General features: G+C 69.8%; 13 protein-coding genes. 9 read left to right on the forward strand and 4 right to left on the reverse strand.

Annotated features, from left to right (window positions below; translation table 11 throughout):
• From IV088_RS12200 to IV088_RS12230, 7 genes are all read left to right on the forward strand, one after another.
• Window positions 1-588, forward strand: a 588-nt coding sequence (locus IV088_RS12200) for an ABC transporter ATP-binding protein (protein WP_291102209.1), incomplete at its 5' end; no start/stop codon positions are given.
• A 426-nt stretch (window positions 589-1,014) separates the two neighbouring features.
• Window positions 1,015-2,229, forward strand: a complete 1,215-nt coding sequence (locus IV088_RS12205; RefSeq protein ID WP_291102211.1) for a nitrate/nitrite transporter — start codon at window positions 1,015-1,017, stop codon at window positions 2,227-2,229.
• A gap of 58 nt (window positions 2,230-2,287) precedes the next feature.
• The gene (locus IV088_RS12210) at window positions 2,288-2,587 is read left to right on the forward strand and encodes a hypothetical protein (protein ID WP_291102213.1); all 300 of its coding nucleotides are present in this window, start codon (window positions 2,288-2,290) and stop codon (window positions 2,585-2,587) included.
• Window positions 2,588-2,696: 109 nt separating this feature from the next.
• A complete protein-coding gene (locus IV088_RS12215; RefSeq protein ID WP_291102215.1) occupies window positions 2,697-3,392 on the forward strand; it encodes a substrate-binding domain-containing protein in 696 nt (231 codons plus the stop codon).
• A gap of 39 nt (window positions 3,393-3,431) precedes the next feature.
• Window positions 3,432-4,550, forward strand: a complete 1,119-nt coding sequence (locus tag IV088_RS12220; RefSeq protein ID WP_367171584.1) for an HPP family protein — start codon at window positions 3,432-3,434, stop codon at window positions 4,548-4,550.
• Between the two features lie 85 nt (window positions 4,551-4,635).
• Complete coding sequence (gene serA, locus IV088_RS12225) at window positions 4,636-5,898, forward strand: phosphoglycerate dehydrogenase (protein ID WP_291102217.1); 1,263 nt, start codon at window positions 4,636-4,638, stop codon at window positions 5,896-5,898.
• 134 nt (window positions 5,899-6,032) lie between these two features.
• A complete protein-coding gene (locus tag IV088_RS12230) occupies window positions 6,033-6,308 on the forward strand; it encodes a hypothetical protein (protein WP_291102219.1) in 276 nt (91 codons plus the stop codon).
• An 86-nt stretch (window positions 6,309-6,394) separates the two neighbouring features.
• Here the strand turns inward: IV088_RS12230 and IV088_RS12235 are convergent, their stop codons facing one another.
• The 4 genes from IV088_RS12235 to IV088_RS12250 all read right to left on the reverse strand — a co-directional run bounded on the left by IV088_RS12235 (window position 6,395) and on the right by IV088_RS12250 (window position 9,003).
• Window positions 6,395-7,438 carry a cytochrome D1 domain-containing protein gene (locus IV088_RS12235; RefSeq protein ID WP_291102221.1) on the reverse strand — a complete coding sequence of 348 codons (1,044 nt, stop codon included), beginning with the start codon at window positions 7,436-7,438 and terminating at the stop codon, window positions 6,395-6,397.
• A gap of 50 nt (window positions 7,439-7,488) precedes the next feature.
• Window positions 7,489-7,965 (reverse strand): hypothetical protein, encoded by a 477-nt coding sequence (locus IV088_RS12240; RefSeq protein WP_291102223.1) that lies wholly within the window; start codon window positions 7,963-7,965, stop codon window positions 7,489-7,491.
• A 204-nt stretch (window positions 7,966-8,169) separates the two neighbouring features.
• On the reverse strand, window positions 8,170-8,712 hold the full coding sequence (gene cueR / locus IV088_RS12245; protein WP_367171585.1) for a Cu(I)-responsive transcriptional regulator: 543 nt from the start codon (window positions 8,710-8,712) through the stop codon (window positions 8,170-8,172).
• A gap of 99 nt (window positions 8,713-8,811) precedes the next feature.
• Window positions 8,812-9,003, reverse strand: coding sequence for a heavy-metal-associated domain-containing protein (locus tag IV088_RS12250; protein ID WP_291102225.1), 192 nt, complete (start codon window positions 9,001-9,003; stop codon window positions 8,812-8,814).
• Window positions 9,004-9,140: 137 nt separating this feature from the next.
• Between IV088_RS12250 and IV088_RS12255 the strand changes: the two genes are divergently transcribed.
• Window positions 9,141-11,360: a cation-translocating P-type ATPase gene (locus IV088_RS12255; protein WP_291102227.1), complete on the forward strand. Its 2,220-nt coding sequence runs from the start codon at window positions 9,141-9,143 to the stop codon at window positions 11,358-11,360.
• Between the two features lie 176 nt (window positions 11,361-11,536).
• On the forward strand, window positions 11,537-12,832 hold the full coding sequence (locus IV088_RS12260) for an NAD(P)/FAD-dependent oxidoreductase (protein ID WP_291102229.1): 1,296 nt from the start codon (window positions 11,537-11,539) through the stop codon (window positions 12,830-12,832).
• Window positions 12,833-12,845 lie beyond the last annotated feature (13 nt).

A 12,845-nucleotide genomic window follows, 5' to 3' on the forward strand; every position in this document is an offset into this window, starting at 1 on the left:
GAGATCGCCGGCCCCGGCCCCGAGCGCGCGGTGGTGTTCCAGAACCACTCGCTGCTGCCCTGGCTCACGTGTTTTGAGAACGTCTACCTCGCGGTGGAGCGCGTCTTCGCCGCCACCGAAAGCAAGGCCCAGCTCAAGAAACGCACCGAAGACGCGCTGGCCCTGGTGGGCCTGACGCCCGCCGCGCAGAAGCGCCCCGGCGAGATCTCGGGTGGCATGAAGCAGCGCGTGGGCATCGCCCGGGCGCTGTCGATGGAGCCCAAGGTGCTGCTCATGGACGAACCCTTCGGCGCACTCGACGCCCTCACCCGCGCCAAGCTGCAGGACGAGTTGCTCGACATCGTGGCCCGCACGCACAGCACGGTGGTGATGGTCACGCACGATGTGGACGAGGCCGTGCTGCTGTCCGACAAGATCGTGATGATGACCAACGGCCCGGCCGCCACCATCGGCGAGGTGCTGCACGTGGACCTGCCACGCCCGCGCCACCGCGTGGCCCTGGCCGACGACCCGCAGTACCAGCACCACCGCAAGGCCGTGATCGACTTCCTCTACACGCGCCAGGCGCACGTGGAGAAGGCGGCTTAGCGCCTACCAGGCGACGCACTGTGCGCGTCACCCCCTCGATGCGAGTGGCCCGGCGGAGCCGGTTCCGCCGCATCCCGGCCGGAGGCATTTCGCCCGGCGCGGTTGAGCGACGGATCGGAAGGTGGCTTATTGCCAACCCAAAAAGGGGCATGCCGCAGGGCATGCCCCTTTTCTTTGCGCCGACGGTGCCGGACGACCCAAGCATGGTGCACAGCGAGGCTTGATCCTCCGCAAACCGCCCCCGGGATCGGGCATGGAATTTGCTCAATACCCACAGAGGCTAACGAAGGCCTCTTGTGCTGCATCCTGTCGCCGTTTCCGGCCGACCGGTGCGCCCCTTGCGCATCCCTCTGGCCCGTCGCGGCCCCGGGGCGCCGCTGCGAGGGCCCCACTTCCCACCCCACCTCTCTCACAAAGGTCCACGCCATGGCGGGCTTCCGTACGTTCCTGAAAAGCGGGCACACACCGACGCTCTTTGCAGCGTTTTTCTACCTCACGTTCTCGTTCGTGATCTGGGTCATGAACGGCGCCATGGCGCCCTTCATCAGCGAGGAGTTCAACCTCACGGCCGCACAGAAGGGCCTGCTGCTGTCGATACCCATCGTGGCCGGCGCCGTCATGCGGTTCCCGCTCGGCCTGCTCGCGCAGTACGTGGGCCGCAAGACCGCCACGCTGGTCGAGCTGGCGCTGATCACCGTCACGATGTCGTACGGCTACTTCTTCGTGCAGACCTACGACGACATGCTCAAGATGGCGCTGCTGCTGGGCGTGGCCGGTGCCAGCTTCGGCGTGGCCATGTCGCTGGGCTCGGGCTGGTACCCGCCGAAATACAAGGGCCTGGCCATGGGCCTGGTGGGCGCGGGCAACGCCGGCACCGCCGTCGCTGCGCTGCTGGCCCCGCCGCTGGCGCAGGCCTACGGCTGGCAGACGGTGTACGGCTTCGCCGCCCTCGCCTCCATCGTGCCCATGCTGGTGGTGGCCTTCATGGCCAAGGAGCCGCCGGACCGCGACCAACACGCCAGCATGCGCGAACACCTGGCCTGCCTGCTCGAAAAAGACGGCTGGGTGTTCAGCCTGATCTACGTCGTCACCTTCGGCGGCTTCATCGGCATCACCACCTTTTTGCCCACCTATTACTACGACCAATTCGGCGTGAGCAAGGTGCAGGCCGGTCAGCTCACCATGCTGGCCGCGCTGATGGGCGCCGTGGTGCGCGTCTTCGGCGGCTGGATTTCCGACCACTGGGGTGGCGTCAACACGCTGACCGTGGTGCTGGTCGTCGTGTCGGTCGCGCTGGTGGGCGTGGGCCTGTCGTCGCACTCCATCGTGCTGACCACGCTGCTGCTGATCGTCTGCTTCGCCGCGCTGGGCGCGGGCAACGGCGCGCTGTTCCAGCTGGTGCCGCTGCGCTGGCCCATGTCCACCGCCGTGGCCGGCTCGATGATCGGCGAGATCGGTGCACTCGGCGGCGGCCTGGTGCCGGCCATGATGGGCCAGTCCAAACAGCACACCGACAGCTTCCTCTCCGGCTTCGTGATCATGGCGATCTTCTCGGTGCTGATGCTGGGCGTGATGCGAACGATGCAAGTGCGCTGGACGCGCACGTGGGCAGAGAAAGGCGGGCGCGCGCGCACCGCCTGATCACCGACGCACCTGGCCGCCCCCTTTTTCAGCGCCCTCCGAGCCACCGGGCGTTCACATGAATCCAGCCACGCTGCAGCTGATCGCCAGGTTCCGCAAACTCGCCGGGCGGCAAGGCAAGCCCTTCGACGTGATGCGGTTCGTGGCCGACGCGGCCTACGCCCGCGGGTGCCTGGCCCTCGCGCTGGACACCGACGACGAAGAGCTGCTGCTCGCGGGCCTGCAGCTGCAGGAGTCCATGGGCCTGAACGCGCCCGCCGCCGCGCCACCACCGGCGGCCTCGGCCAGCCCTCCCCCCAACGGCAAGGCCGAGCCACCGGCCTCCCAGCGCAACCACTACATCGGCCGGCTGCGCTGAACCGCGTCCGTCGCCGGGCGGCGCGGCGGGGCTTGCGGTTAAATTGCACGGGTTCGCGTCGCAGCGCTGCGGCGCACCTTCCAACCCCCTGCACACCCGGAGCGCCCGCATGGCTTCCCCCATCCGCATCATTTCTTCCATGGCCACCAAACAGGTGCTGGCCGACCTGATCGCCCTCTACCAGCAGGCCCACCCGGGCACGGTCATCGAGCTCGAATCGGTGGGCGGTGTGGACGCCGCCAAACGGGTGCAGGCCGGCGAGGCCTTCGACGTCGTGGCGCTCGCGTCCAACGCGGTGGCCCAGCTCAGCACCGACGGCAAGGTGGTGGCCGGCAGCACCGTGGACGTGGTGCGCTCCGGCGTGGCGCTGGCCGTGCGCCGGGGCGCGCCGCACCCCGACATCGGCAGTGAAGCCGCCGTGAAACAGGCCGTGCTCGCCGCGCGCACCCTGGGCTACTCCACCGGCCCGAGCGGCGTGCAACTCGCCAAGCTCTTCGAGCGCTGGGGCATCGCCGATCAGATCCAGGGCCGCATCGTCACCGCGCCGCCCGGCGTGCCTGTGGGCTCGCTGGTGGCCCGGGGCGAGGTCGAGCTGGGCTTCCAGCAGCTGAGCGAGCTCATGAACCTCGACGGCATCGACGTGCTCGGTCCGCTGCCCGCCGAAATCCAGATCATCACCACCTTCTCGGCCGGCCTGGCCACGGCCTCCACGCAGCCCGACGCGGTGCGCGCGCTGCTGGCGTTCCTCGTGTCGCCCGCCACCGCACCCACGAAACAACGCAACGGCATGGAGGCGGCGGGCTGAGTCGCGCGCCGGTGCAAAGCGGTCGCTGAAAGCCCGCCCGTGAATCCGCTGCTGAACTGGCTGCGTTCGTTCTACCCGGCCCCGCTGACCATCGGTCGCGGCGAGCTCTGGCTGAGCAGCGTGGGCGTGGGCCTCGGGCTGCTGTGCACCGACTGGCTCAGCCGCCACGCGCTGGGGACGTCCAGCGTCTGGTTCATCGCGCCCATGGGCGCCTCGGCGGTGTTGCTGTTCGCGGTGCCGGCGAGCCCGCTGGCGCAGCCCTGGTCCATCATCGGCGGCAACGTGCTCTCGGCGCTGATCGGCGTGGCCTGCCACCAGTGGCTGGGCGCCACCGGCCTGGCCGCAGCGGTGGCGGGCGCGGCCGCCGTGGCGACCATGTTCGCGCTGCGCTGCCTGCACCCGCCCGGCGGCGCGGTGGCGCTCACCGCCGTGCTGGGTGGCCCGGCGATCCACCAGCTGGGCTTCGGTTTTGCGCTCTGGCCGGTGGCCGCCGATTCGGCGGTCATGCTGGCGCTGGCCCTGCTGTTCAACAACGCCATGGGCCGCAGCTACCCGCACCACGGCGTGGCCCGGCGCCAGCCTCACGGCACCAGCGACCCGCTGCCCACCCAGCGCGCGGGCTTCCACAAGGAGGACCTGGACGCCGCGCTGGCCTCGTTTGGCGAGCTGCTCGACATCGACCGCCACGACCTCGAAGAAATCATGACGCGCGCGCAGCTGCACGCGCAGCGCCGCCACTGGAACGGCGTGCGCTGCCAGGACATCATGTCGCGCGACGTGGTGAGCGTGGGCCCCAGTGATTCGGTGGACGACGCCTGGGCGCGCCTGGCGCACCACAAGATCAAGGCGCTGCCCGTGGTGGACGCCGAGCAGCAGCTGGTGGGCATCGTGTCGCTGCACGACTTCTTCATCGGCCAGAGCGCGCCGGCGCCCAGCCGGGTGCCGCGCATGAACACCGCGCGCCGGGTCGAGGACATCATGACGCGCAGGGTGCGCACCGCCCGCCCCGAACAGGCCATCGCCGACCTGGTGCGGGGCTTCTCCGACGGGGGCCTGCATCACATGCCCGTGCTCGACGCGCAGGACCGGCTGGTGGGCATGGTCACGCAGTCGGACCTGGTGGCCGCCCTGTTCATGACCCCCGCCGGCCCCGCCTGACACCCGCGGCGAAGCCCCCGTGCGGGGCGGGGGCGAAGGCCTCCCGCATGGCCACGGCCGGCATATCCGACTATATTTGTCAACTATGAACGCCAGCACCCCCCTCCCCACCCCGCCCGGTCCCAAGACCTCGATCGACAAACACAAGATCCGCTTCCTGCTGCTGGAAGGGATTCACCCCTCGGCCATCGAGGTGCTGCGCGCGGCGGGCTACAGCCAGATCGAAAGCCTGCCCGGCGCCCTGCCCGACGACCAACTGCTGGCCAAGATCGCCGACGCGCATTTCGTCGGCATCCGCTCGCGCACCCAGCTCACCGCCGAGGTGCTGAGCCACGCCCAGCGCCTCGCCGCCGTGGGCTGCTTCTGCATCGGCACCAACCAGGTGGACCTGGCCGCGGCGCGCGAGCGCGGCATCGCGGTGTTCAACGCGCCCTTCTCCAACACACGATCGGTGGCCGAGCTGGTGCTGGCCGAGGCCATCCTGCTCATGCGCGGCATCCCCGAGAAGAACGCCGTGGCGCACCGCGGCGGCTGGCTGAAATCGGCCAGCAACTCGTTCGAGATCCGCGGCAAGACACTCGGCATCGTGGGCTATGGCGCCATCGGCACGCAGCTCTCGGTGCTGGCCGAAGCGCTGGGCATGAAGGTGGTGTTTTTCGACACCGCCACCAAGCTGCCGCTGGGCAACGCGCGGCCGCTCACCAGCCTGGACGAGCTGATGGCCACCGCCGACGTGGTGAGCCTGCACGTGCCCGAAACACCGGCCACACAGTGGATGATCGGCTCGGCCCAGATCGCGCGCATGAAGCCCAGCGCCGTGCTGATCAACGCCTCGCGCGGCACCGTGGTGGACGTGGGCGCGCTGGCCAGCGCGCTGAAAAACCAGGCCCTGCTCGGTGCCGCCATCGACGTCTTCCCCGAAGAGCCGCACAGCAACAAGGACACGTTCGAGTCGCCCCTGCGCGGCCTGGACAACGTGATCCTCACGCCGCACATCGGCGGCTCCACGCTGGAGGCGCAGGAAAACATCGGCATCGAGGTGGCGGAAAAACTCGTCAAGTACAGCGACAACGGCACCTCCACCTCGGCCGTCAACTTCCCCGAGGTGGCCCTGCCCGCGCACCCCGGCAAACACCGCCTGCTGCACGTGCACCGCAACGTGCCCGGCGTGCTCTCCGGCATCAACCGCGTCTTCTCCGACCACGGCATCAACATCTCGGCGCAGTACCTGCAGACGCGCGAAGACGTGGGTTATGTGGTGATGGACATCGACGCCGCGCACTCCGAGCGGGCGCTGGCCGAGCTGGCGGGCGTGCCGGGCACGCTGCGCAGCCGGGTGCTGTTCTGAGGGCCGACGCCGCACCCGCCCGCCAACAACAGAAGCCCCCCGGGCGCCAGCGCACAGACCCGGTTGTCCAACGCCCCGCGCCGGCCCACAATGACCCAGGCGCGGCCTTGCGCGCCCCACCGCAGGAGCCCCTCATGTCCGAGTTATTGCAGCCCACACCGGTCGACAGCCCCGCCCTCACCAACGCCGAACTGGTGCAGTTGCGCGTGCGCGTGATCGCGCTGGAAAACATGGTCATCGCCCTGCTGGCCAACGCGCCGCCCGAGCAGCAGGCGCTGGTGCGCGAGATGGCCAGCTACATCTCCCCCCGGCCGGGCTACACCGCCCACACGGTCACCATCCATGCGGCGGACCAGATGCGCAGCCTGGTGGACCGCGCCGACCGCTTCCAGCCCGCGCAGGCGAGCTGACCGCGCTGGTGGCTGACGCCGCCCTGCCACCGCCAGGAACGGCGGACAAGGCGGTGCGGGTGCGTTGGTGTGACCGGGCTTGACCCTCAGGGGGTCACGCTGATGCCATTGGGCCCTGCGCCCACCGCGACGGTGGCCACGGACTTGCGGGTCTGGACATCGATGACCGACACCGAATTGGCGTAGAGGTTGGTCACGTAGGCGTGACGACCATCGGTCCCCACCACCACGCCATGGGCCCCGCGGCCCACGCGGATCGGCTGCGTGCTGAAGGTGGAGAGGTCGATCACGCTCACCGTGTCGCCGGGGGCCTTGCGGCTGCCCTGGTTGGCCACCAGGAGGAAGCGGTTGTCGGGCGTGGCGTGCAGCTGGATCGGCACATCGCCGACCCGAACGGTGCGGATCACCCGGCGGCTGGCCGGGTCGATGACCGCCACGCTGCCCTCTTGCGACAGCGACACGAAGGCCAGCCGGCCATCGGGCGTGAAGCCCACCTGGGCGGGGCCTTTGCCCACCGGGATCCGGCCGGTTTCCTGGCGGCTGTCCGTGTCGATGACCGACACGGTGCCGCCCTTCAGGTTCGCCACATAGGCCTGTTTGCCGTCCGGGCTGAGCCGGACGCCGTGCGGGTACTCGCCGGTGGGCACCGTGGCGACGACCTGGCGCGAGGCGGTGTCCACCACGCTGAGGGTGTTGTCGCCGCCGTTGGTGACGTAGGCCCAGCGGCTGTCGGCAGACAGCACCACATGGGCCGGGTGCTTGCCCACCACCACCTGGGCCACGACCTCGTCGGTGCGGGTGTCGATCGCCCAGACTTCGCCCGCGTAGGACATGGCGCCATGGTCGGCGGTCGACATGCCCGCATGGGCCTGGCTCGCCGCCGCCGGGGGCTTGCCATTGTTGGTGACCCACGCCAGCCGTCCATCGGGTGACACCTGGACGTTGTGCGCCCCTGCCCCGACCGCGATGTGGCGGGTGAGCTTGAAGGTGGTCCCGTCGATCACACTCACGGTGCCGGCGTCCTCGTTGGCCACATAGACCTTGCGGTCGGCGGCGGAGGCCGACACGCCGCTCACGGCGAGGCACGCCAGCAGCACGGCCCGCTTCCAGCGGAATGGTGGGCGCTTCACGGTCATCTCCAGTGGGATCTCAAGGGGTGCAGGCCGGGGGGCGAACCCGTTCATTGGCCGGCGGGTGGCGTGGCGGCACCCGGCATGCGCTGCAACATCATGTCCATCATGGTCTGCATCATCTCCATGCGGCGCTCCATCATCTGGTGGTGCCTGGCCATGTCCATGGGCGCGGGCTTCGGGCCCGACGCGTCCGGTTTGCCTCCCATGCCTCCCATGCCCCCCATGCCCCCCATTCCACCCATGCCTTTCATGGTCGACATGCCTTCGTGCATGGCTTTCATGTGCTCGTCCATCAGGGCCTGCCGCTCGGCGGGTGTGCGGGCGCCCATCATCTTGTGGTGCATGGCCTTCATCCGTTCGTGCGCGGCCGCGGGGGCGTCGGCCGTCGGCGCAGCGGCCTGGTGCGCGGCGTGGGGGTCGGCCTTCGCCGTCGACATGGCGCCTGCGCCCGGCGCGGACGGGTTCGCGCAGGCCGTCAGGAGCGCAGCGCCCGAGAGGGCGAGCAAGGTGGTGAGGGTGGTCATGGCGTGGTCCTTGAAAAGAGGTTTTCGGGCAGATCGTCGGCACGGCGGCAGGGAACGGGGCGCATGGCCAGCATAGGCCTGTGCGTTCTGGCGGGGCTTGACGCAGGTCATGCCCGTGGTTCCTGGCGACGGCCGCGCCACCAGGAAAGTAGGCCCAGCCGCCAGCGGGGTCTGTCTGCTGCCGAACGAACGGGCCTGTCGCGCTCAGTGCGCGCCATGGTGGGCCTGAACGCTGCGCATCCAGGCCATGAGATCGATGTGGCTGGCGCTGCCCTGGCCCGGCACGTCGGCCGGGCCGCGGGGCTTCGTGATCTGTGGCTTGTGTCGCGGCTGGTGCTGGGCCGGGCTGCCCCGGGAGAGCGTGTCCAGGATGGCGCAGTGGGGCTGGTCGTTGCCGTGGCAGGCCGCCACCAGCTCGGAAAGCCCGTCCATCATCTGTTCGATTTCGCGGCGCTTGTCTTCCAGGTCGGCCAAGTGGCGCTGGGCCACGGCCTTCACCTCGCGGCTGCTGCGCCGTGAATCGCTCCACAGGCCGATGAGTTCGGCGACCTGCGCCACCGAAAAGCCCAGCCGGCGCGACTGCCGGACGAACCGCAGCACCGAGACCTCGCGCTCGCCGTAGAGGCGGTAGCCCGCTTCGCTGCGCTCGGCCGCGGGCAACAGGCCGATCTGTTCGTAGTGCCGGATCATCTTGGCCGACACGCCGGCGGCACTGGCCGCTTCGCCGATGTTCATGAGGGTGTTCATGGGGTGCTCCGTGTTCTGGGTGACTGCATGGGTCGAAGGATGGACCTTGCCACCATGGGAAGGTCAAGACCCTCCCACGGTGGGTGTTTCCGTGGCCGTTCAGTTCGGTGGGTAGCCGGCGTCTGCGAGGGCTTCGCGCAAGGTTTCGCGGTCTTCGCTGCTGTTCACGCTGACCAGCCGCCGTGGCAGATCGAGCTGGATCTCGCAGGTGGGATCGACCAGCTTGAGGGTCACATTGACCTTGGAGGCGCAATGGCCGCAGGTCATGTCGGGGAGGTGGAATTTGTGCATGAATGACTCCAGAGAGGGTTGAGGGAAACCGCACTCTGGCCATTGCCACGGTGGCAAGGTCAAGCCGCATCGGTGATTGCGCTTGACACCGTGTCAAGGCCAACCATCCGCTCCACCCTCAATCACAGGAGCATCCCATGAGCACAGCGACAGCATCACTCATCGAACACCAGTTCCCCATCGAAGGCATGACCTGCGCCTCGTGCGTCGGCCGCGTGGAGAAAGCCTTGAAGTCCGTGGCCGGCGTGCAGGCCGTCAGCGTCAACCTGGCCACCGAACGCGCCACGGTGAACGCTGTCTCTTCCACCCTCGCCGCCAGCCTGGTCGCTGCGGTGCAGAAGGCTGGCTACAGCGTCGGCACAGCGTCGACCGAGGACGGCAGTGCCGTGCCGGCCAGAAGCAAGGGCGAGCCCTGGTGGCCCGTGGCACTCGCCGCCGCGTTGTCACTGCCCCTGGTGCTGCCCATGCTGGCCATGGTCTTTGGCATCGAATGGTCGATCAACGGCTGGCTGCAGCTCGCGCTCGCCACCCCGGTGCAGTTCTGGCTGGGCGCGCGCTTCTACCGCGCGGGCTGGAAGGCGGTGCGCGCCGGCGCCGGCAACATGGACCTGCTGGTGGCCCTGGGCACCAGCGCGGGCTACGGCCTGAGCGTGTACCTGCTGTTCAAACACGCGGAACATGGCACGCCGCACCTGTACTTCGAGGCCTCGGCGGTGATCGTCACGCTGGTGCTGCTGGGCAAATGGCTGGAGTCGCGCGCCAAGCGCCAGACCACCGCCGCCATCGCGGCGCTCAACGCCCTCAAGCCCGAGGTGGCACGGGTGCGCACGCCCTCCGGCGACGTGGACGTGCCAATGGCGCGCGTGAAGGTCGGTGACACGGTGGTGATCCGTCCGGGTGAACGCATCCCGGTGGACGGTGTCATCACCACCGGCTCCAGCCAGGTGGACGAATCGCTGATCACGGGCGAGAGCCTGCCGGTGGCCAAACACGCGGGCGACAAGGTCACCGGCGGTGCCGTCAACGCCGAGGGCCTGCTGCTGGTGGCGACCACCGCCGTGGGCGCCGAGTCCACGCTCTCGCGCATCGTGCGCATGGTTGAGTCGGCCCAGGCCAAGAAGGCGCCGATCCAGCGCATCGTGGACCGCGTGAGCGCCGTCTTCGTGCCGGTGGTGCTGCTGATCGCCGCGCTCACCCTGCTGGGCTGGGGCCTGACCACCGGCAACTGGGAGCAGGCCATCCTCAACGCGGTGGCGGTGCTCGTGATCGCCTGCCCGTGTGCCCTGGGTCTGGCCACGCCCACGGCCATCATGGCCGGCACCGGTGTGGCCGCGCGCCAGGGCATCCTGATCAAGGACGCCGAAGCGCTGGAGGTGGCGCACCGCATCGACACCGTCGCGTTCGACAAGACGGGCACCCTCACCGAGGGCAAGCCCACGCTGGTGACCGCCCTTGCTGCACCGGGCCGTGAAGACACGCTGCTCTCGTGGAGTGCCGCCATCCAGGCGGGCAGTGAGCATCCGCTGGCCCGTGCCGTGATGAACGCCGCCGAACAGGCTGGCCTGACCCTGCTCTCCGCCGCCAAGGTGAGCGCCGTGCCCGGACGCGGCATGTCGGCCGAAGTGCAGGCCCGTGCCTTGCGGCTGGGCAGCCCTCGCTACATGCAGGAACTCGGCGTGGACACATCGGCCCTGGCCGAGCCAGCGCGCAAGCTCCAGGACGACGGGCGCACGGTGTCGTGGCTCGCCGATGTGACGGACTCCCCCGCGCTGGTCGGCATGCTGGCCTTCGGCGACGAGCCCAAGGCCAGCGCCGCCACCGCCCTGAAAAGCCTGCAGGCCCTGGGCATCCGCACGGTCCTGGTCACCGGCGACAACCTGGGCAGCGCCCTGGCGGTGGGCACGGCGCTGGGCATCGACCACATCGAGGCCGAGGTGCTGCCCGCGGACAAGGCGTCCATCGTGAACCACCTGAAGGAAGGCGGCCGCTCGGTCGCCATGGTGGGCGACGGCATCAACGACGCGCCGGCCCTGGCCTCGGCCGACGTGGGCATCGCCATGTCCACCGGCACCGACGTGGCCATGCACGCCGCCGGCATCACGCTCATGCGGGGCGACCCCGCGCTGGTGGCCGACGCGATCGACATCTCGCGCCGCACCTACCGCAAGATCCGCCAGAACCTGTTCTGGGCCTTTGCCTACAACGTGATCGGCATCCCGCTGGCGGCGGCCGGCCTGCTCAACCCGGTGGTCGCCGGCGCGGCCATGGCGCTGAGCAGCGTGAGCGTGGTGAGCAATGCCTTGCTGCTGCGCGGCTGGCGGCGGGCCGGCGGCACGACCTCCAGCGCCACTGTCTGAAGGCTCCGGCCCTCCGTCGCCCCAGGGCGACGGCGCCAGGCGCAGGGATTGCGAACGGGGCCGAGCAAGGCCCGATGCCAGCGGGCAGCACCCCCAAAAGACCGCGCAGGGGCGATGATGTCGAACCCGGTGCCATCGCCCCCCGGTGCACCGACCGCCTGACGCAGGAGGCCCCCATGGACAGCACCCGCAACCGATTCGACGTGGCCATCGTGGGCGGCGGCCTGGCCGGCGTCGTGGCCCTGGCCTGTGCCCGCAAGGCCGGGCTCGCGGCCGTCGTGCTGGAGCGGCAGGGCCGGGTCGGCGGGCTGTGGCGCGACCTCCCGGCGTGGCAGGACATCCAGATCAGCGCCGCCGACTGGACGCTCGGCGATCTGCCGCTGCAGGGTGTCACGCAGCCGCACATCCTGGCCAACATCGAAGCCTGGGTTCAGCGCTTCGGCCTGGCCGACGGGATCCGGCTGAACACGCCCGTGCACCGGGCCCGCGAAGACGGTGCGGGCTGGACGCTGACGACGCCGACGGGTGAGGTGCACGCGCGCCACCTCGTGGCGGCCACGGGGGCGCACAACACGCCGGTCATCCCCGCGTGTTCGCGCACCGCCAGCACGGTGAGCGAGTTCCATTCCAGCGCCTTGCGCGACCCGGGCCTGCTCACCGGTCGCGACGTGCTGGTGGTGGGCGGCGGCGCCTCGGCTTTTGATCTGCTGGACCTGTGTTTCCAGCACGGCGCCCGCCGGGTGGTCTGGGCCTACCGCGGCACGCGGTGGTTCGTGCCCACGTTCAAGCCCAAGCACATCGCCGGCAGCGTGCGCGGGTTTGCGAGGTTGCAGGCCAGCGGCATGGGGCACGAGCAGCAGAGCGCCACCATCGGCGCCGACATGCGGGCGCGCTACGAGAAATTCGGCCTCACCGACATCCTGCCCACGCGCGACTTCGACGTGCGGCACGACCAGCTCATTCCCGGGCGCCCCGGCATGCTGGCGCACTACGCCGCCATCGAACGCCACCGCGCCAGCGTGGACGCCATCGCCGGCGGCACGGTGACGCTGTCGGACGGGCACCGTGTCGAGGCGGATGTGCTGCTGTGGGGCACCGGCTACCGCGTCGATCTGTCGTACTTCGACCCACCCGCCATTGCCTCGATCCGGACGCTGGAGGCCCTGACCGCCCGCTGCGGCTGCATCTTCCGCAGCCTGGACGCCACCAACCTGTATTTCCCCGGTGTGGGCCTGGACGGCATCGGCTCGGCGGCCTGGTCGTATTCGCTGCTGTGCCGTTCCATCATGTCGCACATCCGCGGCACCGCCCGGCTCGACAACGCGGCGGTGGGCCACAAGGTCAACCACTTCGACATCGTCCACCACCTGGCCCCGCGCGACCCGGGCAGCTACCCGCCCGACACCTGGCCAGCGCACTACCGCGACATCGCGCTGAACACCCCCGACGAACAACCCTACCCCCTGCCTTGAGACCGGGCCCTTC

Source organism: Hydrogenophaga sp., from assembly GCF_018780075.1.
In the GTDB taxonomy this organism is placed as follows: Bacteria; Pseudomonadota; Gammaproteobacteria; order Burkholderiales; family Burkholderiaceae_C; genus Hydrogenophaga.

Coding starts and splice junctions, on each gene's coding strand:
- IV088_RS12215 (WP_291102215.1), top strand. CDS start 2,697: ATGGCTTCCCCCATCCGCATCATTTCTTCCATGGCCACCAAACAGGTG.
- IV088_RS12250 (WP_291102225.1), bottom strand. CDS start 9,003: ATGCACAAATTCCACCTCCCCGACATGACCTGCGGCCATTGCGCCTCC.
- IV088_RS12260 (WP_291102229.1), top strand. CDS start 11,537: ATGGACAGCACCCGCAACCGATTCGACGTGGCCATCGTGGGCGGCGGC.
- IV088_RS12210 (WP_291102213.1), top strand. CDS start 2,288: ATGAATCCAGCCACGCTGCAGCTGATCGCCAGGTTCCGCAAACTCGCC.
- IV088_RS12255 (WP_291102227.1), top strand. CDS start 9,141: ATGAGCACAGCGACAGCATCACTCATCGAACACCAGTTCCCCATCGAA.
- IV088_RS12205 (WP_291102211.1), top strand. CDS start 1,015: ATGGCGGGCTTCCGTACGTTCCTGAAAAGCGGGCACACACCGACGCTC.
- serA (WP_291102217.1), top strand. CDS start 4,636: ATGAACGCCAGCACCCCCCTCCCCACCCCGCCCGGTCCCAAGACCTCG.
- IV088_RS12240 (WP_291102223.1), bottom strand. CDS start 7,965: ATGACCACCCTCACCACCTTGCTCGCCCTCTCGGGCGCTGCGCTCCTG.
- IV088_RS12230 (WP_291102219.1), top strand. CDS start 6,033: ATGTCCGAGTTATTGCAGCCCACACCGGTCGACAGCCCCGCCCTCACC.
- cueR (WP_367171585.1), bottom strand. CDS start 8,712: ATGAACACCCTCATGAACATCGGCGAAGCGGCCAGTGCCGCCGGCGTG.